This window comes from Ruegeria sp. HKCCD7255 (assembly GCF_013031565.1).
GTDB lineage: Bacteria > Pseudomonadota > Alphaproteobacteria > Rhodobacterales > Rhodobacteraceae > Ruegeria.
Genome location: NZ_WQAG01000003.1, coordinates 136,033 through 154,927 on the forward strand (window position 1 = coordinate 136,033; position 18,895 = coordinate 154,927).

Below are 18,895 nucleotides of genomic sequence, written 5' to 3' on the forward strand. Positions count from 1 at the left end.
TGAGCTAGTGCAACCACCCCGGTGGCGCAATCAGGCAGGCACAGTTCTGACGAAAGCGTGAGTGCTATGCTGCGCGATCAGCCCAACAGATCGAAATCGACCCCGGCCCGGACCCGGCCGTTCACCTGAACCTCAAGCCTGTGCGGACCCGGCACCAAAGTGAACGTGGTCGCGTTACCCTTAAGCTTGTGGCGCTTGCTGATCGTAAGCGCATCTGAGCCGATTTTTGCTTGCTTCAGCTTGTGCACTTTAGGTGAGATTTTGCCGCCAGGCCGTTGGAAATGAATGATATAATCGACCAAGACAGGTTGCCCCCTTTGGCCCCCAATCTCAACCGCAAAGCTAAGCTCGGCACCGATACGTGCTTCGCCATCCAGAGTGATCTGAACGTCCAGATCGACTTCGGGATCGTAGCCAAGCATCTTCATGGCCTCGGGGTGTCCGGCTTTCACCAGCCCGCGCAACGCATGGGATGTCATCCAAGCCAATTCCTTGCTGTCTTGCGCGCCAGATTGATCCCACCCCTGCAACCGGTCCAGCACAAGATCGGGTGCTTTTTTGGTGATGTCATTCAGGTGGTTGGCCACAGATCGCGTTACATAACGCGTTGGGTCGCTGTGCAACTGATCCAGCAACGGAAGCGGATCGCTCAGATCCAGATCCACACCCAACCCCCAGGGCAGTTTGGGCCGGGTTCCTTCGCTGACCAACCGCCGCACGTGATAGCTGGAATGGTCGCACCAGTCCTGCATCCGCTGCATGACAATATCAGTATGGCGGTTCAGAAAGGGTCGGATCGCCCACTCCATCGAAAACCGTTGTGTGAGTTCCTCCAGCACATCCAGCGCCAGATCGGGATGCTCCATCCCCGTGGCCACGACCCATTCGCCCAATGGCGCAAAGATAAAGTCACCGAAATCGTCATCCGTTTTAGTCGGATCAAGCGGCGGGGGCAGCGCCCGCAACAGCAGGTCCGACACTTGCGGCAAGTCTCCGGGCCGGGCCGCTTGCAGGCATTCGGCAATCCACGTGATGCGTTCTTTCAGCTCCAGCTCTGGCAACCGTGCCATCACTGCAGATTCGAACGCAGCAGCGTCGAATTCTGCGTCAGCCTCAGCGAATAAACCCGCAAGATAGCGGGTTTTTTCCGCGTTGAACAACTGATCTTTCAGTGAAAAGCCTTGCGCCATGTCTACATCGTCAAGTTGGTGGCACCGCCATCCAGCAAGATATTCTGCCCGACAATAAAGCCCGCATGTTGAGAACACAGGAAGGCGCAGGCTGCGCCAAACTCCTGTCGCGTGCCATAGCGGCGTGCCGGAATGGTGGCCGCACGTTCGGCACGCGCCTCATCCATGGTGATGCCTTTTTGCGTCGAAACCCCACCGTCCAGCGCATCCGCCCGATCGGTGGCGTGAATGCCCGGCAGAAGGTTATTGATTGTCACCCCATGCGGCGCAACCTGACGTGATGTGCCTGCGACATACCCGGTAAGCCCAGTGCGCGCCGCGTTCGACAGGCCCAGAACACCAATGGGCGCCCGCACGGATTGAGAGGTGATGTTGACCACGCGGCCCCAGCCCTTGTCCATCATCCCCGGCAGCAAAGCTTTCATGAAAGCAATCGGTGTCAGCATATTGGCATCAAGCGCCTTGATGAAATCGTCACGATCCCAGTCCGACCACAGGCCCGGAGGTGGGCCACCCGCGTTTGTGACAAGGATATCAACACCCTGCGCCGCGTCGATCACCTGCGACTGACCCTCGGAAGCGGTTACATCACAGGCCACGGTCTTTACATCGACACCATATTCCGAACGTAAGCGCGTTGCCTCGGCCTCCAGTGCCTCGGCCCCGCGCGCGTTCATCACCAAATCCACGCCAGCGGCGGCTAAGGCCTCGGCGCAACCCAAGCCCAACCCTTTGCTGCTCGCACAGACCAGCGCGCGCTTTCCTCGAATTCCCAGATCCATGAAGGTCCTCCCTATCCGTCGTCCCAGACGTGTCTAGCACCGGCCAGACGGGGAAGACCAGAAACGGATGATCAGTCAGTAGAAAAACTCTTCCCGGACAATCTTGCCGTCAGCGACGTGGTAAATCGCAACTTCGCGCATATCGAAGCTTTCTCCGCTGTCTTTCATCTTGCCCTGCACTTCGAAAATCACGGCAAACCGATCCTCTCCATGCAGAAAAGGCCCCGCTATGTCGCCACCTGTCACCTCGGTGGAACTCTCCCACCAATCATGTTTTCCTTTGATGGCGTCCAGCCCATGTGCTTCGCGACCCATGCCTTGCTGGTCCGCCGCTTCTACTGACACCGCATCGGCAGCATAGAGCTTATCCAAATTCGCCTTGGCACGGTTTTCGCGACATCCGGCAACCAGTTCCTCTGCAATCTCTTTCAAATTCATCGGTTTTCTCCATTATTTGTTCACTATATGTTCTCACTCTCACATTCGACCGATTCGATCCAGCCCCTATGTCTTGCCTCGGCAGGAATCCCCCCCTATACGCGCGTTTATGCTTGATACCTCGAACCAACCCTCTCTGCCGCCCGAGATCGCCCGGCGCCGGACCTTTGCCATCATCTCGCACCCGGATGCGGGCAAGACGACATTGACGGAAAAGTTCCTGCTGTATGGGGGGGCGATTCAGATGGCCGGTCAGGTGCGCGCCAAGGGTGAGGCGCGGCGCACGCGGTCGGATTTCATGCAGATGGAAAAGGATCGCGGGATCTCAGTCTCGGCCTCGGCCATGTCCTTTGATTACGGGAATTTCCGGTTCAATCTGGTGGACACCCCCGGCCACAGTGATTTCTCGGAAGACACCTATCGCACGCTGACCGCGGTGGACGCGGCAGTGATGGTGATCGACGGCGCGAAGGGTGTGGAAAGCCAGACACAGAAACTGTTCGAGGTTTGCCGCCTGCGCGATCTGCCAATCCTGACCTTCTGTAACAAGATGGACCGCGAAAGCCGCGATACGTTCGAGATCATCGACGAAATTCAGGAAATGCTGGCCATCGACGTGACCCCCGCCGCCTGGCCTATCGGCGTCGGGCGCGATTTCATCGGCTGCTATGACATGCTGCGCGACCGGCTGGAGCTGATGGACCGCGCTGACCGCAACAAGGTGGCGGAAAGCATCGAAATCAACGGGCTGGACGATCCGAAACTGGCCGAACATGTACCCGAACATCTGCTGGAGAAGTTGCTGGAAGAGGTCGAAATGGCGCGCGAGTTGCTGCCCAAGCTCGACCCGCAAGCCGTGTTGGAGGGGCACATGACCCCGATCTGGTTCGGCTCGGCCATCAATTCCTTTGGTGTAAAAGAGCTGATGGAGGGCATTGGCGCTTACGGACCGCAGCCACAAGTGCAGTCGGCCGAACCGCGTCAGATTGCACCCGATGAGAAGAAAGTGGCCGGGTTCGTCTTCAAAGTTCAGGCCAATATGGACCCAAAACACCGCGACCGTGTGGCTTTTGTCCGCATGGCCAGTGGCCATTTCAAACGCGGCATGAAATTGACCCATGTGCGGTCCAAGAAACCGATGGCAATCTCGAACCCGGTGCTGTTTCTGGCCTCCGACCGGGAACTGGCAGATGAGGCCTGGGCTGGTGACATCATCGGCATCCCTAACCACGGGCAATTGCGCATTGGCGATACGCTGACCGAGGGTGAGGCGCTGCGCGTGACTGGCATCCCCTCTTTCGCACCCGAGTTGTTGCAAGGGGTGCGGGCGGGCGATCCGCTCAAGGCCAAACATTTGGAAAAGGCGCTGATGCAATTTGCCGAGGAAGGCGCCGCCAAGGTGTTCAAACCCTCGATCGGGTCTGGCTTTATCGTGGGCGTCGTCGGAGCGCTGCAATTCGAAGTATTGGCCAGCCGGATTGAGATGGAATACGGCCTGCCTGTGCGGTTTGAGGCGTCTCAGTTCACCTCAGCCCGCTGGGTCAGCGGCGACAAGGCCGAAGTCGAGAAATTCGTCAACGCCAACAAGCAGCATATCGCCCATGATCACGACGGCGACATCGTCTATCTGACTCGGTTGCAATGGGATATCGACCGGGTCGAGCGCGACTATCCGGCGCTGACCCTGACAGCCACCAAAGAGATGATGACCTAACGCCATGCGCGCGCAGGGGCGTCCGAGCTGGGGCATTGTCGCGACGACCCGCGCACCCCTGCCCGACATCCTGCGCTTTGCTGCCTATCATCTGGATTTGGGCGCGGATCGGGTGCATCTGCTGTTGGACGAGCCCAATCGCCGTGCCGTGCGCATTCTGCGACAAAACCCCAAGATCGATATCCGGGTCTGCTCGGATGACTATTGGCAGCGGCGCAAAATTGACCGCCCCGACAAGCATCAGGTGCGCCAGTCCAAAAATGCCGATTTCATATACCGTCAGACCGATGTGGATTGGTTGGCGCATATCGACGTCGATGAGTTTTTGTGGCCCAAAACCCCAATCCCTGATCTTCTGCACGACATCCCAGACGACATCCCCGCTGTCCGTATCCGCCCTATTGAGGCTTTGGCGGGTGACGACGACACGTACAAAGCCTTTATCCCCGAAGGACCACGGCGCGCCGCTTTGGTTGAGGCGTTATACCCGAACTATGGCCCTTTTCTGGTGTCAGGATTCCTGAGCCATACTCAAGGCAAGCTATTTGTTCGCTCCGGCTTGCCCGAGATCAGCGACCGTATCCATACCGTTTTTCAGTACAAGCAGCTTCTGCCCTGCAATACCGAACTGCCTCAGATCGATCTGTGCCACCGGCATGCCCCAAGCTGGGATCACTGGATGTCGCATTACCGGTATCGGTTGCAACATGGGTCATACAAACCCGGGCTGAAACGCAATACGGCACGTGCGCTTGGCGGGTTGAACAAACATGAATTGCTTAGTTGGATCGAGGCCGAACAGGGCCAACCGGGGCTGCGGGCCTTCTATGATGAGATGAGTGCAGCAAACCCAGACGTGCGTGCGCGGTTGGAAAAACACGGCCTGATCCTGCACCGCCCCCTTGCGCTTGATCAAAAAGTCTTGAAACATTTCCCTGGAACCCGCTGAATTGTTGCGCAAAAACCCGAAAGATGGTTCACCTTTGCCTTGGCTTCACGCTCTTGATTTGACCCTGCCGCACGATTTTGTTATGCCCCGCCAAAGCCGAAATGCGCATGACGCGCATGGCCATCCGGGCCCGGCAGTTTTCAGACGCGCGGGCCAGGTCAAGTGTCCGCATTAACCGGACATACATGACAAAGTTTAACGAACTGAACCTGAACCCGAAGGTCCTCAAAGCCATTGAGGAAGCCGGATACGAAACCCCCACGCCGATCCAGGAAGGTGCGATACCGCCCGCTCTGGAAGGGCGCGACGTTCTGGGCATTGCGCAGACAGGGACAGGCAAAACCGCCAGCTTCACCCTGCCGATGATCACCTTGCTGGCGCGTGGCCGTGCCCGGGCGCGGATGCCGCGCTCGCTGGTCCTGTGCCCGACGCGGGAACTGGCGGCGCAGGTGGCCGAAAACTTCGACACCTATACCAAGCACCTGAAACTGACCAAAGCGCTGCTGATCGGCGGGGTCAGCTTTAAAGAGCAAGAGGCGCTGATTGATCGCGGCGTTGATGTTCTGATTGCCACCCCAGGTCGCCTGCTGGACCATTTTGAGCGCGGCAAGCTGTTGCTGACCGGTGTTCAGATCATGGTGGTGGATGAGGCCGACCGGATGCTGGATATGGGCTTTATCCCCGATATCGAACGTATCTTCTCGCTCACGCCCTTCACTCGCCAGACCCTGTTCTTCTCGGCCACTATGGCGTCCGAGATCGAGCGGATCACCGACACCTTCCTGTCAGCCCCTGCCCGGATTGAAGTCGCGCGTCAAGCCACCGCGTCCGAGACTATCGAACAGGGCGTTGTCATGTTCAAAGGCGGTCGCCGCGACCGCGAGGCCAGCGCCAAACGCAAGGTTCTGCGGGCGCTGATTGATGCAGAAGGTGAAAAATGCACCAACGCGATCATCTTCTGCAACCGCAAGACCGATGTGGATATCTGCGCGAAATCGCTGAAGAAATATGGCTATAACGCCGCTGCCATCCACGGCGATCTGGACCAGTCGCAGCGGATGAAAACGCTTGACGGCTTCCGTGATGGATCACTGCGCCTGTTGGTCGCCTCGGATGTGGCTGCACGCGGATTGGATATTCCCTCCGTTAGCCATGTGTTCAACTTCGACGTCCCGGGACATGCCGAAGACTATGTTCACCGGATTGGCCGCACAGGTCGTGCCGGACGTGAAGGCAAGGCGGTGACCATTTGTTCGGGTCGTGATGAAAAAGCCTTGGATGCGATTGAAAAGCTGATCCAAAAGGAAATCCCGCGCCTCGATAACCCGGTCAAGGACGAGCCCAAGCCCGAGAAAGCCAAGCCCGAAAAGCAGGCCGACGCCAAAAAGCCCGAGCGCAAGAAAAGCGACGGCAAGAAGGGCGAAAGCAAAAAGGGACGTGGCCGGCGGGACGACTCTGGCCCGGCTGTGGTTGGGATGGGAGATCACCTGCCCAGCTTCATAGCGCTCAGCTTTGATGAGCGTCGCGCCAGCTAGATCGCCAGCACCAGCGCCAGGATCGAAATCCCCAAAAGTGTCATCCCGGCAATCTCGCGCCGTGTGATCGTCTCGCGGAAAAACAGGATCGAGGCCAGCAGGCTGAGGATCAGTTCAACCTGTCCCAGCGCTTTGACATAGGCAGCATTTTGCAGGGTGAAAGCGAAGAACCAGCAAAATGATCCGCACAGGCTGGTCAGCCCGACAAAGACGCCGGTGTTCCGGGTCTCCCAAACCGCGCGCAACTCGGCCCGGTCGCGCCACAGCAGCCACAGCGCCATGCTGATGAACTGAAAGCTGACCACAGCCGCCAGAGTAACAAGGGCGCGAAACCAGGCGTCAATATCGCCCAGCTGCAAAGACGCCCCGCGATAGCTGACCGAGGACACTGCAAACAGCACCCCCGACCCCAGACCCAGCTTTGAGGCACGATTGGTCAGGTGCTGCCACCACGCGCCCTGACCCTCAGGGGGTTTGGACAGCAGCAAAACCGCTGCCAGCCCCAGAAGGATCGCCACCAAAGCGCCTGAAGACACCTGATCGCCCAGCACCAGAAAGCCGACAATGGCGGTTTGAATGACCTCGGTCTTTTTGAAGGTGATGCCGACGGCAAAATTGCGCTGTTTGAACAGGGCCACAACACAAATCGTGGCAAGGATCTGCGACGTCCCACCCGCCACAGCAAACAGCCAAAACCCCGCGCTTAGCTCCGGCAGGGACAGACCGCTGAATAGCAGGGCCAGAACCAGCGCCAAAAGCGCCAGCGGCAGAGAATAGGCAAAGCGCGCGAAGGTGGCCCCTGCTGCGGTCAGCCGCGTTGTGCTCAGCGATTTCTGCAGCATGAAGCGCACGGTTTGAAATCCGGCGGCTGCAAGTGTGACGGGAACCCATAAACTCATGGGCTCCCTTGTGTCGGGAAATTATTGCTTTGGCCAGAGCGGATGCGGCACCGGGTCTTTGGCCTTCAGCAGGTATTTGCGAAACACGTCGCTGTAAGACCGGTAGACATAGGCCTCATTGCAGGCCAGATACCTGTCTTTGCCCTGCGCGTAGAGGCTAGGCAATTGGTACCACGGCGCCTGTGGGTTCATGTGATGAACGACGTGCAGATTGTTGTTGAGAAACAGAAAAGCCAGCGGCCCCCTGTCTTCGATGATCACCGTTCGGGCACGAGATTTTTCGTGCGCACGATGTTCCAGAAACGTGCGGATCTTGACCAGTCCGAGGCCAATATAGGCTGACAGAACAAAGCCCCAGACCAGCATCGGCGAAAGCGAAACGATCCAAAGAACAGCGACGACCCCCGGCAGATGTAGCGCCCAGGCCAGCAGGATCGCTCGGTCGCCACGCCTGATCCCGCGTAATTCGTCGCGTAGAAACAGCGCCTGCCCGATGGTGGGACCAATCAACATGCGCCCCAAAAGCGTGTTGTTGATCCCGCAAATCATCTGCACCGCTCGCGGCAAACCGACCCAGATCTTTGGGTCCATATAGTTGGATTCGGGATCATCATAGGGATCGGTCAGCGTTGCATCCTGATGATGCGCCAGATGCAGATCGCGAAAGCGGCCATAGGGAATGAACAGCGTCAAGGGCAGTGCCATGAGCGCCTCGTTGAGCCAGGTCTGCTGAAACGGGTGCCCGTGTAACGCCTCGTGCGTCAGCGATGAATGCAGCGCGGCCACAAGTGCCATTACCGGTATCGCCAACCAGAGCGGCAGAAGGAAGATGGTGATCAACCATGACGCATAGCAGCCCAGGATCAGCGCAAATGTGCCCCATTCGGGCCCTGCGCGCTCAGGCATGTCTGCCCCAGGCAATACCGGCCCAAATCCGTTCATAGGTCACGTACATCGCCAAGCCAATGACGGTGTTCGCCACGGCCAATGTCCCACCCAATGCCAACGACCCGGTAGTGACCAACCCGACACCCGACATGACAATCAGGCCCATCGCATTCCACAGCATTGCTTTCACGACTGATCTGCGTCGTGTTTCCATTCCGTCACCCTAGTTTTTGTTATGTCTTCACAGCTACGTGATCGGCGGCCGGGTGGAAATTCTGAATACAATTAACAAAATTCATCAGATGTGATATTTATCATCACATGTTGGATAAACTGGACAAACGAGACCGCGCTGCCCAATTTCGTCTGCGCTTGGCCCAGGCGATGGAGGAGCGTCAGATCAGCCAAAGCGCGTTGGCGCGCACTATCGGCGTGGACCGCTCGACCGTATCGCAGCTTTTGACCGACGCGGGCGCGCGCTTGCCCAATGCTCATGTGGTCGGTAGTTGCGCCTCGGCCTTGGGTGTGTCGGCGGATTGGCTGCTGAGCCTTTCAGACCGGCCCGAAAGCGCGGCTGAGCTGCTGGCCAGCTCCCTGACCATGACCGAGGCCCCCCGCGCATTGGTGGATGAACGTATTTTCGAATGGCACAAGATGGCTGCCGGCTACAAAATTCGCTATGTCCCGGCGACCCTGCCCGACATGCTCAAGACGCGCGCGGTGTTGGAATGGGAATACGCGCCGCACCTGGGTCGCACAGCCGATCAGGCAATCGGAGCATCCGAGGATCGGTTGAAGTGGATGAGAGAGGCGCAATCCGACTACGAAATCGCAATGCCATTATTCGAGATCCGCAGCTGTGCCCTCGGAACGGGGTATTACGAAACGCTACCGCTCCAAGCCCGGCTGGAGCAAATCGACCACCTGCTTGCCCTGTGCGACCAACTCTATCCGCGCCTGCGGATCTACCTGTTTGACGCCAAGCGGCTTTATTCCGCGCCGTTCACGCTGTTTGGTCCGCAACTTTGCGTCTTTTATGCTGGCAGCCACTATATGGCTTTTCGCGACCGGGACAGGATCGAGCTGTTTACCCGACATTTCGACCACTTGGTGCGTGAGGCAAGCCTGACCGCCCGAGAATTTCCTGCGCATCTGCAAGAGCTGCGTTCTCAAATCGTCGCCTGAAACGTGCGGTTGGCGCCTTTTTGCGCTATACTTGATCTGCGCGAACCACTGACAAGTCACTTCACCTTGGACGGAGGATGGCAATGGACGCTCTCAGAACCGCAGAATACGCCCGGGCCCTTTTTGCAGCACATGGTGACAAGGCCGAAGCAGAAGCTGCCCAAAAAGAACGCGAAAGTCACGACGCTGGAGACACTGATCAGGCGCAGAACTGGCAAGCTGTACGGCGCGCAATTCGGCAGATCCGCGGACCAAATCAAGGATAACTAAAGCTTTGGGTCCGGATTCACCGTGAACCCGTCAACTGCAATCACCTGGCCCGAAACCAGCCGTGCTGCATCCGAGGCCAGAAAAACCGCCATATTTGCGATGTCATGCGCTTCGACAAAGCGCCCCATCGCAGTGCCAGAGGCATAGCCGCGATAGACCTGATCCCGGGTCATCCCTTTTGCCGCTGCTTCACGGGTCAGCACGCCCTCCATCCGTGGGCCTTCGACAGCACCGGGGCAGATCGCGTTGACGCGGATGCCATGCGGTCCAAGCTCCATCGCCAATGTCTTCATCAATCCAATCACCGCCCATTTCGCAGCGGCATAGGGCGCGCGGAAGGGATAGCCGTGCTGCCCTGCGGTTGATGAGGTCAATATGAAGCTGCCAGACCCGGCGACTTTCATCAGTGGCGTCGCGTGTTTCGCCGCCAGAAATGCGCCGTCCAGATTGACCGACACACAGGTGCGCCACGCGTTCAGATCGATATCTTCAATCGCGTCAGTTGGCCCTGCGATCCCGGCATTGGCGCACAGCACGTCCAGCCCGTCCGCTGCTCTGATCGCATCGAACAGGGCCCTCATCTGGGTTTCGTCACTGACATCGGCATGGTGCGCGTGCCAGTGACCGGGAACCGCCGCAAGTGCCGCAGGATCGATATCGCTGACCCAGACGTCATAGCCCGCGCGATCAAAGGCCTCTGCCATGGCCCGGCCAACACCCGAAGCCCCAGCCGTAACCAAAACACGCCCGGTCATGCAGGTTTCCGAATGGCCGCCCCTGCCTCTTCAGGGTAAGGCAGACCGGCCTGAGCCTTGGCGATCCTCGTCAACGCCAACTCAATCTCGGGCGAAGGCGGGCTTGGGCGACGGGTTTCAAGACTGACATGCAGCATGAAACTCTCGGCCGTCGCCAATAGGGTTTCCCCGTGGTACATGCTGTGAAAAACGTGCAGTTTTTTGCCCTGCCCCAGCAGCATCTGCGTTCTTATGTCGATCCGGTCCCCGGCATGTGCCTCTTGCACATAACGGAGATGGTTTTCGGCGGTGAAATAGCTGCCGCCCGACCGGATATAGTCGCTATCGCAGCCAATCACCTCCATGAACCGGTCGCTCGCCGCAGAGAAGGCCTCAAGATATTTCGCCTCGTTCATATGGCCGTTGTAATCCGCCCAATCCAAAGGAACCGCCCGCGACAGCGTCAGGATCGGCTGGCTCAGATCCGCCTGATCCAGCGTCGGCAAAGCGCCCGGTTTCAGCGTCGCATCATGCTGGTTCAGCACCGCGCCCGCACCCCAGTTCTGCGCCTTGAGCGCGCGCATCATCCCGACCAGATTGTTGTCGCGGATGCGTTCAAGTTCGCGGATCGAGTGCATCCCCGATTGTGCGTCCGACTGATCGGCGATCAAGTCAACCAGCTCATCGGTAAACTCGGGCACATCCATCAGCTTGGTCCACGGCCACTTTAGCGCCGGGCCGAATTGCGCCATGAAATGCCGCATCCCGGCCTCGCCCCCGGCCACGCGATAGGTCTCGAACAGTCCCATCTGAGCCCAGCGGATGCCGAACCCCATACGGATCGCTTCGTCAATCTCTTCTGTGGTGGCGATGCCGTCCTTGACCAACCACAAAGCCTCTCGCCAGACGGCCTCAAGAAAGCGGTCGGCGATATGCGCGTCGATCTCTTTCTTCACATGCAGCGGGAAGAAGCCAAGTGATTTCAGCAGCTCCTGCGCGCGCGCAATGATCTCGGGCGGGTTTTGATCGGTTGGCACCAGTTCGATCAGCGGCAACAGGTAGACCGGGTTGAACGGGTGCGTCACCACAATCTGCGCGGGGCGTAGCGACCCATCCTGCAACTCGGACGGTTTGAACCCACTGGTCGAAGACCCGATGATCGCGGCTGGATCACACGCCTCCTGCAACGCTGTGTAAACCTTCAGCTTCAGGTCCAGCCGCTCCGGCACGCTTTCCTGAATCCAGGTGGCACCTTGCACTGCTTCGGCCATATCCTTGTGGAAACTCAGCGCGCCCTCGGGCGGCAACGGCACATCGCTCAACCCGAGCAGAGACCGCCGGGCATTATCCAGAACCTCACCAATCTTACGCTCTGCCTCGGGGTCCGGGTCAAACACCCGCACATCCCAACCATTGAGCAAAAACCGAGCAGCCCACCCGCCGCCAATCACACCACCGCCGATGATCGCTGCTGTTTTCATGTGATATCCTCAAACTTTCCATGCTCGGTACGCAAAGCGGACCGGGCCGCGCCCGACCCTCCCCCCGGGAGGGCGCATTCGCACCCACCCAGGGTCGGTCGCGGCCCTTATGTTTCGCTTACTTCGCCACCGGCGCGCGTTTCACCAGCCCCAACTTCTCACGCACCTCCTGCGGCCCGATCACCCGCGCGCCCATATTCTCGATGATGGTCCCGGCGCGTTCGACCAATTGCCAGTTCTCGGCCAGCACGCCCTTGTCCAACCACAGATTATCCTCCAGCCCGACGCGCACATTACCCCCCGCCAGCACTGCTGCGGCCACATAGGCCATCTGGCTTCGACCCAGCGAAAACGCACTGAATGTCCAGTCATCGGGCACGTTGTTCACCATCGCCATAAAGGTGTTCAGATCATCCGGCGCACCCCATGGCACTCCCATGCAGAGCTGCACCAAAGCCGGGCTGTCCAGCACGCCGTCCTTCACCAATTGCTTGGCGTACCACAGATGACCGGTGTCAAAGGCCTCGATCTCGGGCTTCACGCCCAGATGTGTCATCATCCGCCCCATCGCCTGCAACATGCCGGGCGTGTTGGTCATCACGTAATCGGCTTCGGCAAAGTTCATCGTGCCGCAATCCAGGGTGCAGATCTCGGGCAGACACTCGGCCACATGCTCTACCCGCGCCGCTGCCCCGATCATGTCGGTGCCATCCTCACGCAACGGCAGCGGAGCTTCGGTCGGGCCAAACACCATATCTCCGCCCATCCCGGCGGTTAGGTTCAGCACGACATCAACCTCGGCCTCGCGAATCCGGTCCGTCACCTCGCGGTACAGATCCAACCGGCGGCTCGGCGCGCCACTTTCAGGGTCGCGCACATGGCAATGCACCACCGCCGCACCCGCCTTTGCCGCGGCAATGGCGCTTTGGGCAATCTGCGCCGGTGAGCGTGGCACGTGTGGGCTGCGATCCTGTGTTCCGCCCGAGCCGGTGACGGCGCAGGTGATAAAGACCTCACGGCTCATTTCCAGTGGCATGGCGTTTTCCCCAGCTTATACCCGGTTTTGCCTTGGGTTTTCCCCAGGCTTTTCCCCGGCAATCGATTTGCACTTACACGCGAGTCTGGCGCAACTTTGGGGAAACACTTGCCAGAATGCGAATCAGACTTGATGAAATCCGCAAAAAACATCCTCCAGCCCGAACATCGCGCCCTTAAAACGGCGGTTTTGGTGCTGGATGACTGCAACACGCTCAGCTTTGCCTCGGCCGTCGATCCGATGCGCGCGGCCAATAGGCTGGCGGATCGCCCGGCGTTTGACTGGGACTACGTGACCGCCACGGGCGCTCCGGCGACGCTGACCAGCGCGCTGACGGTGCCGGGCATCCCGCTGGCACGGCTGCAAAACTGCGATTTGATGGTGGTGGTGGCCGGGTTTCAACTGGCCCGCCACGCCACGCCCAGCCTGCTGGCGGGCCTGCGCCGCATCGCAGGCACAGGCGCCACATTGGCCGGTATCGACGGCGGCCCCTGGCTGCTGGCCGAGGCGGGCCTGCTAAACGGCCACGCTGCCACAACCCATTGGGAAGACCTCGACAATTTCGCCGCCCGCTTCCCTGAGGTTGACGTGCGCCCCGACCGTTTCACCGTGTCCGACCAGCGCCTGACCTCGGGCGGTGCGATCCCGGCGGTTGAGATGATGCTTCACATCATCGCCGCTCGCCACGGCGCAGGGTTCGCTGCCCGCGTCTCGGGCCTGTTCCTCTATGATGGCGCGCCCGCGCCCACCAAACCGCAAAGCCGCACCGGAGCCCCGCATCGCCACACAGCCCTGACCGCCAAAGCCAACGCGTTGATGGAAGCCTCGCTCGACGAGCCCCTGCCTCTGGCCGAAATCGCCGAGACCCTGCGCACCAGCCCGCGCACCCTGCAACAACAGTTCCGCCTGCGCCTGAACACCACACCGCAAGATCATTACCTGCACCTGCGCCTGGCCGAAGCCCGCCGTCTGGTCACCGATACCGACACCCCGCTGATGGAGGTGGCGCTGGCCACCGGCTTTGCCTCACAATCCAGCTTCGCCCGCGCCTTCCGCACCGCCCACGGCCTCTCAGCCCGAGACCTTAGACAAGAACGCGCCACCCCAACCCCGCACTGATCGGGTCAGGCCTCATCCGGCCCTGAATATCCCGGGGGCGAATTGGCCCAACGGACCAAGTGGAGGCAGCGCCCCTTTCGCCTTGAGCTTGCGTGTCGAAGCATCCCCAAAACCTGGGTAGCGGTACAGAACGGGCAACCAACCGCGCCAATTTGCTTACCTTCGCTACGCGGTTATGGATATCTAAAATGCGGACTTTTCTGCCGTATGGCTGTCGAGCACGAAGGTCTACTCCCACGAGATTCCCGGACTTTCAAGATCGTGATATTCAGAAAGCAAGACCGAAGTTTGTAGTGAGCTTCATGCGGTTCAAGGAAACCCAAACCGGCACGCCAGAAGATAAGGAACCTAACGCCGAAGGTATAGTCAAAAGACAGTGCCGGTTCTGTGTCTTAAGATAGCTTTTATGCAAAAGAGAATCACCATTAAGTCACCAAATCTAAAACGGCTGAGCGCTGCCTCATTGGCGGCCTTTCTCATCTCTTCCCAAATTGCGCACGCTCAAGCCGCTGGTGCGGAAGAATTGGCCAAACAACTGTCGAACCCGGTCGCCGACCTTATCAGTGTGCCATTTCAATTGAACTACGACGAAAACATCGGCGTGGACGACAGCGGCTCAAGATGGACACTCAACATCCAGCCTGTCGTCCCGATCAGTCTCGGCGGCAACTGGAACTTGATTTCGCGCACGATCTTGCCGGTTATTTCTACGGAGGGCATACTTCCTGGGTCGAGCAGTGAAACGGGTTTAGGGGACACGGTTCAGAGCTTTTTCTTTTCGCCGAAGCAGCCGACATCCGGAGGATGGATTTGGGGCGCCGGACCGGTCTTGCTACTGCCGACATCGACGGATGACACTCTGGGTGCAGGTGAGTGGGGGGCGGGTGCGACAGGCGTCGCCCTGCGCCAGCAAGGCCCGTGGACCTATGGCGGACTGGCCAACCATGTATGGGACATTGGCGGCGACATAGATATCAGTCAGACTTTCGTTCAGCCCTTTCTTTCCTACACGACGCCTACAGCGTGGTCGTTCACGATCAATAGCGAGTCCACCTATGACTGGGAGAGCGAGCAATGGTCCGTCCCGGTGAATGTGATTGCGTCCAAGGTTACGCAAATCGGCGGGCAGTTGGTGAGTGTTGGGGGCGGGCTCCGCTACTGGGCCGAAAGTTCGGATGGCGGGCCGGAAGGCTGGGGCGTGCGGCTGCAACTGACATTTTTGTTTCCAAAATAATCGCTTCCAAAAATCGGAATCCTGACGATCAGCGTCGCGACCCCGTCTATCAGCCCAGGTAAATCGAATAAGATATTTACTCTACACGCACTCGGCACGAAGAAGTGAATAGTCAAAGGGCCGCTTCGCCGCAGATTTCTGCCGTTCATTCAATCCGCAGCAAATTTCACATTGGGCTCATCGATTGATTTCACCGCACCACGACCCAATGGCCGGAAATGGCCCAAAGGCGCGGTATTGACGCGGTTGGGGCCTGTTTCCCTTAGCTCAACACCCCGCCTCAGAACGGCATTGGAAAGGCCTTATGGGCGGCGTCGATGTCGTCCATCACCTCTTGTGACAGCTCAAGGTCCAGACCGTTCAGGATATGCGCAAGCTGTGCCTCTGTGGTGGCGCCAAAGATGACCGAGCCCATGAACGGGCGGGTGCGGCACCAGGCCAGGGCCATGTGCACAGGATCCAGACCGTGCCGGTTGGCCACGTCGAGATAGGCGGCAACCGCCTCCAGCACACGGTCCGAGTTGCGCCCGCCCATGCCGGGCACCAGTGACATGCGCGAGCCGTCGGGTACGGAGCCGCCTTGGTACTTGCCCGACAGGAACCCAGCCGCCAGAGGTGAGAAGGCCAGAAGGCCTACATCTTCATAAACGCACAGCTCGGCCAGATCCGTATCGAACAGGCGGCACATCAGCGAATATTCGTTCTGGATCGAGGCCACGCGCGGTGTGCCCGTCTCCTCTGACAGGCGCAGCCATTGCGCTGTGCCCCAGGCGCTTTCGTTTGACAGGCCGAAGGCACGGATATTGCCCTTGTCCACCTGCGCTTGCAGCGCTTCAAGACAGGCTTGCATATCCGCAATCACCGCTGCGCGATCCCCGCCTGATGGATCATAGCCCCAGTTCTGCCGGAACATGTAACTGCCGCGATTGGGCCAGTGGAATTGATAGAGATCGATGCAATCGGTCTTCAGACGGCGCAAAGAGCCTTCGACCGCCTCAGCAATCGTTTCGTCCGAGATCGGCGCACCATCGCGGACATGCATGAAGCCTTCGCCCGAATGTTTGGTGGCCAGCACATAATCACCGCGCCGTGCCGCATTGGCCGCGTTCCAGTTTCCCAGGATCTCTTCGGTCAGCCCCACCGTCTCTTTTGACACAGGGTTCACCGGATACATCTCGGCCGCGTCAACGAAATTGATGCCAGCATCCAGCGCCATATCCATCTGACGATGGGCTTCAGCCTGGGATGTCTGCGTGCCAAAGGTCATGGTGCCAAGGCACATATCCGACACCGAAATTCCGGTGCGCCCCAAGGGTTTCATTTGCATCTGAAATTCTCCTGCATATCTACGCGGGCCGCGTTCAGGCCTCGGCCTTCTTTTCCCAGCGCCCTGATTCCTCTGACCAATATTGCGCCGTGCATCCCGCGTCGGTCAGCGCCTTCCACTGTCCGCGTGCGTGCTGCACCGCGCGCTCGTCTGTACCGTCAAACAGGATGCAGACGCGCTCCAGCGCCGAGACCTCATCCGCCTCGACCGGTGCGCCATCCACTGCCATCACGCAGACCGCGCCGTTGGTGGTTTCAGCGTCGGTGGTCAGCAAGATCGGCTGCTCTGCATCATGCGGCCCACCGGCGCGACCATGGGGCAGAAAACCGTCCTCTGCCCCCAGCCACAGCTTTTCGTCCAGCCAGTCCATTCGCGCGGGATCGGTGCCGCGCACCGCGATCCGCCACCCGGCTTGCCGCGCCTTGTCCAGCAACACCGGCAAAGTGCGCTCCAGCGGCTGCTGGGTCAGGTGATAGAAATAGACGGCACCCATGTTGTCTTACTCGAAATTGTCCTGCACAAACCGGCTGAGCGCACGCACGCCCCAACCGGTCGCACCTTTGGGGGCGTAGGATGTCTCAGCCGCGACCGAGGCAACACCGGCGATGTCCAGATGGATCCAGGGCGTATCCTCTTTTACAAAGCGTTGCAGGAACTGCGCCGCGGTGATCGAGCCTGCGGGGCGACCGCCCACGTTTTTCATATCCGCGATACGCGACTTCAGCTGTTCGTCATATTTCGCACCCAAGGGCATCCGCCACGCGCCTTCGTCTTCGGCTTTTGCGGCCTTGAGGAAGGCCTCGCAAAACGTGTCGTTGTTCGAGAAGACGCCCGCGTTCTCATGGCCCAGGCCGATGATGATCGCGCCCGTCAGAGTGGCAAGATCGATCATGCCGACCGGGCTGAAACGTTCCTGCGCGTACCACATCACGTCACACAGAACCAAGCGTCCCTCGGCATCGGTATTGATGATCTCGACCGTGTCTCCTTTCATCGAGGTCACCACGTCACCCGGACGGGTCGCATTGCCCGAGGGCATGTTCTCAACCAGGCCCACCAGCCCCACCACATTTGCCTTGGCCTTGCGCTTGGCCAGCGCGCGCATGGCTCCGGCCACAACACCGGCACCGCCCATGTCCATGGTCATGTCTTCCATGCCGCCCGCCGGTTTCAGCGAGATCCCGCCAGTGTCGAACACCACGCCTTTGCCGACCAAAGCCAATGGGGCGTCACCCTTTGCGCCACCGTTCCACTGCATCACCACGACCTTGGACGGGCTGACCGAGCCCTGCCCCACGCTCAACAAGGTGCGCATGCCCAGTTCAGCCAGTTGATCTTCTTCCAGAACCTCAACCTCAAGTCCAAGCGCTTTCATCTCGGCCAGGCGGTCAGCGAATTCGGTGGTGGTCAGAACGTTGGCAGGCTCATTGGTCAGATCACGTGTCATCCGCACGCCATCGGCGACGGCATAAAGCGGTGCAAAGGCGGCCTCGGCCTCATCCGATTTGTTGTGGCAGATGGTAACGGCCCCTACAGGATCAGCTTGCTTGGTCCTGTGCGCGTCGAAATCATAGCTACGCAAAACAATGCCAAGAGCCAGTTCTTCGACCCGGTTCTGACTGTCCGCTGACACCAGAACCGGTTTCCCACCTGCAAGCTTGGCCAGCTTGGCCCCGATCTTGCGGGCTTCGATGGGCTCTGGACGCCGCGACAGAACCAGCAGTTGCAATGCTTCGGCTGCCAGCCCGCTGGGCCATGCCATTGTGACCACTTGCCCGGTTTTCACTTTCTCAAACGCCTCGTTTTCCAGCAAACGGGCCACGGCCCCTCGGGTCAGGCGATTGGCCCGGCGCGCCGCTGGCCCCATTTTCCCGTCTTCGGTCACGATGACCGCCACATGCCCTTCGGCTTTGGCGATCAGGTCCAGATCAACGGGTTGAAAAGTCACGGCGGGCAAAAGGCTCATGAGGTGCTCCTGAGAATTGAATTGCCTAAGACCTAGCTCGCGCGATCACAGTTGACCAGATAGCAGTTTTCCCCGATCAGCATTTGCAGTAAGGTCGCCGGAAAACAAATCGGCAGGTTCGGGGGAAATTCTCAGTGCAAGTTTGGGG

The 18,895-nt window shown here is 59.3% G+C and carries 19 protein-coding genes; 7 read left to right on the forward strand and 12 right to left on the reverse strand.

Annotated features, from left to right (window positions below):
• Positions 1 to 77: 77 nt before the first annotated feature.
• From GOX45_RS07365 to GOX45_RS07375, 3 genes are all read right to left on the reverse strand, one after another.
• Positions 78 to 1,190 carry a hypothetical protein gene (locus GOX45_RS07365; RefSeq protein WP_171099481.1) on the reverse strand — a complete coding sequence of 371 codons (1,113 nt, stop codon included), beginning with the start codon at positions 1,188 to 1,190 and terminating at the stop codon, positions 78 to 80.
• Positions 1,191 to 1,192: 2 nt separating this feature from the next.
• On the reverse strand, positions 1,193 to 1,972 hold the full coding sequence (locus GOX45_RS07370; protein WP_171099483.1) for an SDR family oxidoreductase: 780 nt from the start codon (positions 1,970 to 1,972) through the stop codon (positions 1,193 to 1,195).
• A gap of 75 nt (positions 1,973 to 2,047) precedes the next feature.
• Positions 2,048 to 2,410, reverse strand: a complete 363-nt coding sequence (locus GOX45_RS07375) for a SnoaL-like domain-containing protein (protein ID WP_171099485.1) — start codon at positions 2,408 to 2,410, stop codon at positions 2,048 to 2,050.
• Between the two features lie 109 nt (positions 2,411 to 2,519).
• Here GOX45_RS07375 and GOX45_RS07380 point away from each other — a divergent pair, with 109 nt between their 5' ends.
• The 3 genes from GOX45_RS07380 to GOX45_RS07390 all read left to right on the forward strand — a co-directional run bounded on the left by GOX45_RS07380 (position 2,520) and on the right by GOX45_RS07390 (position 6,608).
• Positions 2,520 to 4,124 carry a peptide chain release factor 3 gene (locus tag GOX45_RS07380; RefSeq protein WP_171099487.1) on the forward strand — a complete coding sequence of 535 codons (1,605 nt, stop codon included), beginning with the start codon at positions 2,520 to 2,522 and terminating at the stop codon, positions 4,122 to 4,124.
• 4 nt (positions 4,125 to 4,128) lie between these two features.
• Entirely contained in the window at positions 4,129 to 5,073 is a 945-nt protein-coding gene (locus tag GOX45_RS07385; RefSeq protein ID WP_171099489.1) for a glycosyltransferase family 2 protein, read from the forward strand.
• Between the two features lie 185 nt (positions 5,074 to 5,258).
• Positions 5,259 to 6,608, forward strand: a complete 1,350-nt coding sequence (locus GOX45_RS07390) for a DEAD/DEAH box helicase (protein WP_171099490.1) — start codon at positions 5,259 to 5,261, stop codon at positions 6,606 to 6,608.
• Here the strand turns inward: GOX45_RS07390 and GOX45_RS07395 are convergent.
• Genes GOX45_RS07395 through GOX45_RS07405 form a run of 3 tightly spaced genes read right to left on the reverse strand, consistent with a single transcriptional unit; the run spans position 6,605 to position 8,609 of the window.
• On the reverse strand, positions 6,605 to 7,507 hold the full coding sequence (locus GOX45_RS07395) for an EamA family transporter (protein ID WP_171099492.1): 903 nt from the start codon (positions 7,505 to 7,507) through the stop codon (positions 6,605 to 6,607). The two genes, GOX45_RS07390 and GOX45_RS07395, sit on opposite strands and share 4 nt — an antisense overlap.
• Before the next feature lie 21 nt (positions 7,508 to 7,528).
• The gene (locus GOX45_RS07400; RefSeq protein WP_171099494.1) at positions 7,529 to 8,413 is read right to left on the reverse strand and encodes a fatty acid desaturase; all 885 of its coding nucleotides are present in this window, start codon (positions 8,411 to 8,413) and stop codon (positions 7,529 to 7,531) included.
• Entirely contained in the window at positions 8,406 to 8,609 is a 204-nt protein-coding gene (locus GOX45_RS07405) for a DUF2061 domain-containing protein (RefSeq protein WP_171099495.1), read from the reverse strand. Before GOX45_RS07405 ends, GOX45_RS07400 begins: the two co-directional genes overlap by 8 nt.
• Positions 8,610 to 8,716: 107 nt before the next feature.
• Between GOX45_RS07405 and GOX45_RS07410 the strand changes: the two genes are divergently transcribed.
• Positions 8,717 to 9,580, forward strand: coding sequence for a helix-turn-helix domain-containing protein (locus tag GOX45_RS07410; protein WP_171099498.1), 864 nt, complete (start codon positions 8,717 to 8,719; stop codon positions 9,578 to 9,580).
• 83 nt (positions 9,581 to 9,663) lie between these two features.
• Entirely contained in the window at positions 9,664 to 9,846 is a 183-nt protein-coding gene (locus tag GOX45_RS07415; RefSeq protein WP_171099500.1) for a hypothetical protein, read from the forward strand.
• On the opposite strand, the gene GOX45_RS07420 is transcribed toward GOX45_RS07415, so the two are convergent.
• From GOX45_RS07420 to GOX45_RS07430, 3 genes are all read right to left on the reverse strand, one after another.
• A complete protein-coding gene (locus tag GOX45_RS07420; RefSeq protein ID WP_171099502.1) occupies positions 9,847 to 10,605 on the reverse strand; it encodes an SDR family oxidoreductase in 759 nt (252 codons plus the stop codon).
• Positions 10,602 to 12,065 (reverse strand): carnitine 3-dehydrogenase, encoded by a 1,464-nt coding sequence (locus GOX45_RS07425; RefSeq protein ID WP_171099504.1) that lies wholly within the window; start codon positions 12,063 to 12,065, stop codon positions 10,602 to 10,604. Before GOX45_RS07425 ends, GOX45_RS07420 begins: the two co-directional genes overlap by 4 nt.
• 118 nt (positions 12,066 to 12,183) lie before the next feature.
• Positions 12,184 to 13,101 (reverse strand): 3-keto-5-aminohexanoate cleavage protein, encoded by a 918-nt coding sequence (locus tag GOX45_RS07430; protein ID WP_171099506.1) that lies wholly within the window; start codon positions 13,099 to 13,101, stop codon positions 12,184 to 12,186.
• Between the two features lie 132 nt (positions 13,102 to 13,233).
• Between GOX45_RS07430 and GOX45_RS07435 the strand changes: the two genes are divergently transcribed.
• Positions 13,234 to 14,220, forward strand: a complete 987-nt coding sequence (locus GOX45_RS07435; protein ID WP_171099508.1) for a GlxA family transcriptional regulator — start codon at positions 13,234 to 13,236, stop codon at positions 14,218 to 14,220.
• A gap of 406 nt (positions 14,221 to 14,626) precedes the next feature.
• A complete protein-coding gene (locus GOX45_RS07440; RefSeq protein ID WP_171099510.1) occupies positions 14,627 to 15,454 on the forward strand; it encodes a transporter in 828 nt (275 codons plus the stop codon).
• A gap of 280 nt (positions 15,455 to 15,734) precedes the next feature.
• On the opposite strand, the gene GOX45_RS07445 is transcribed toward GOX45_RS07440, so the two are convergent.
• Genes GOX45_RS07445 through GOX45_RS07455 form a run of 3 tightly spaced genes read right to left on the reverse strand, consistent with a single transcriptional unit; the run spans position 15,735 to position 18,747 of the window.
• Positions 15,735 to 16,781: an aldo/keto reductase gene (locus tag GOX45_RS07445; RefSeq protein ID WP_171099512.1), complete on the reverse strand. Its 1,047-nt coding sequence runs from the start codon at positions 16,779 to 16,781 to the stop codon at positions 15,735 to 15,737.
• A gap of 34 nt (positions 16,782 to 16,815) precedes the next feature.
• The gene (locus tag GOX45_RS07450; protein ID WP_171099514.1) at positions 16,816 to 17,274 is read right to left on the reverse strand and encodes a DNA polymerase III subunit chi; all 459 of its coding nucleotides are present in this window, start codon (positions 17,272 to 17,274) and stop codon (positions 16,816 to 16,818) included.
• A 6-nt stretch (positions 17,275 to 17,280) separates the two neighbouring features.
• Positions 17,281 to 18,747 carry a leucyl aminopeptidase gene (locus tag GOX45_RS07455; protein ID WP_171099516.1) on the reverse strand — a complete coding sequence of 489 codons (1,467 nt, stop codon included), beginning with the start codon at positions 18,745 to 18,747 and terminating at the stop codon, positions 17,281 to 17,283.
• Positions 18,748 to 18,895: the final 148 nt, after the last annotated feature.

Coding starts and splice junctions, on each gene's coding strand:
- GOX45_RS07435 (WP_171099508.1), top strand. CDS start 13,234: ATGAAATCCGCAAAAAACATCCTCCAGCCCGAACATCGCGCCCTTAAA.
- GOX45_RS07455 (WP_171099516.1), bottom strand. CDS start 18,747: ATGAGCCTTTTGCCCGCCGTGACTTTTCAACCCGTTGATCTGGACCTG.
- GOX45_RS07425 (WP_171099504.1), bottom strand. CDS start 12,065: ATGAAAACAGCAGCGATCATCGGCGGTGGTGTGATTGGCGGCGGGTGG.
- GOX45_RS07370 (WP_171099483.1), bottom strand. CDS start 1,972: ATGGATCTGGGAATTCGAGGAAAGCGCGCGCTGGTCTGTGCGAGCAGC.
- GOX45_RS07420 (WP_171099502.1), bottom strand. CDS start 10,605: ATGACCGGGCGTGTTTTGGTTACGGCTGGGGCTTCGGGTGTTGGCCGG.
- GOX45_RS07445 (WP_171099512.1), bottom strand. CDS start 16,781: ATGCAAATGAAACCCTTGGGGCGCACCGGAATTTCGGTGTCGGATATG.
- GOX45_RS07440 (WP_171099510.1), top strand. CDS start 14,627: ATGCAAAAGAGAATCACCATTAAGTCACCAAATCTAAAACGGCTGAGC.
- GOX45_RS07395 (WP_171099492.1), bottom strand. CDS start 7,507: ATGAGTTTATGGGTTCCCGTCACACTTGCAGCCGCCGGATTTCAAACC.
- GOX45_RS07365 (WP_171099481.1), bottom strand. CDS start 1,190: ATGGCGCAAGGCTTTTCACTGAAAGATCAGTTGTTCAACGCGGAAAAA.
- GOX45_RS07400 (WP_171099494.1), bottom strand. CDS start 8,413: ATGCCTGAGCGCGCAGGGCCCGAATGGGGCACATTTGCGCTGATCCTG.
- GOX45_RS07405 (WP_171099495.1), bottom strand. CDS start 8,609: ATGGAAACACGACGCAGATCAGTCGTGAAAGCAATGCTGTGGAATGCG.
- GOX45_RS07380 (WP_171099487.1), top strand. CDS start 2,520: ATGCTTGATACCTCGAACCAACCCTCTCTGCCGCCCGAGATCGCCCGG.
- GOX45_RS07390 (WP_171099490.1), top strand. CDS start 5,259: ATGACAAAGTTTAACGAACTGAACCTGAACCCGAAGGTCCTCAAAGCC.
- GOX45_RS07415 (WP_171099500.1), top strand. CDS start 9,664: ATGGACGCTCTCAGAACCGCAGAATACGCCCGGGCCCTTTTTGCAGCA.
- GOX45_RS07385 (WP_171099489.1), top strand. CDS start 4,129: ATGCGCGCGCAGGGGCGTCCGAGCTGGGGCATTGTCGCGACGACCCGC.
- GOX45_RS07450 (WP_171099514.1), bottom strand. CDS start 17,274: ATGGGTGCCGTCTATTTCTATCACCTGACCCAGCAGCCGCTGGAGCGC.
- GOX45_RS07410 (WP_171099498.1), top strand. CDS start 8,717: ATGTTGGATAAACTGGACAAACGAGACCGCGCTGCCCAATTTCGTCTG.
- GOX45_RS07430 (WP_171099506.1), bottom strand. CDS start 13,101: ATGCCACTGGAAATGAGCCGTGAGGTCTTTATCACCTGCGCCGTCACC.
- GOX45_RS07375 (WP_171099485.1), bottom strand. CDS start 2,410: ATGAATTTGAAAGAGATTGCAGAGGAACTGGTTGCCGGATGTCGCGAA.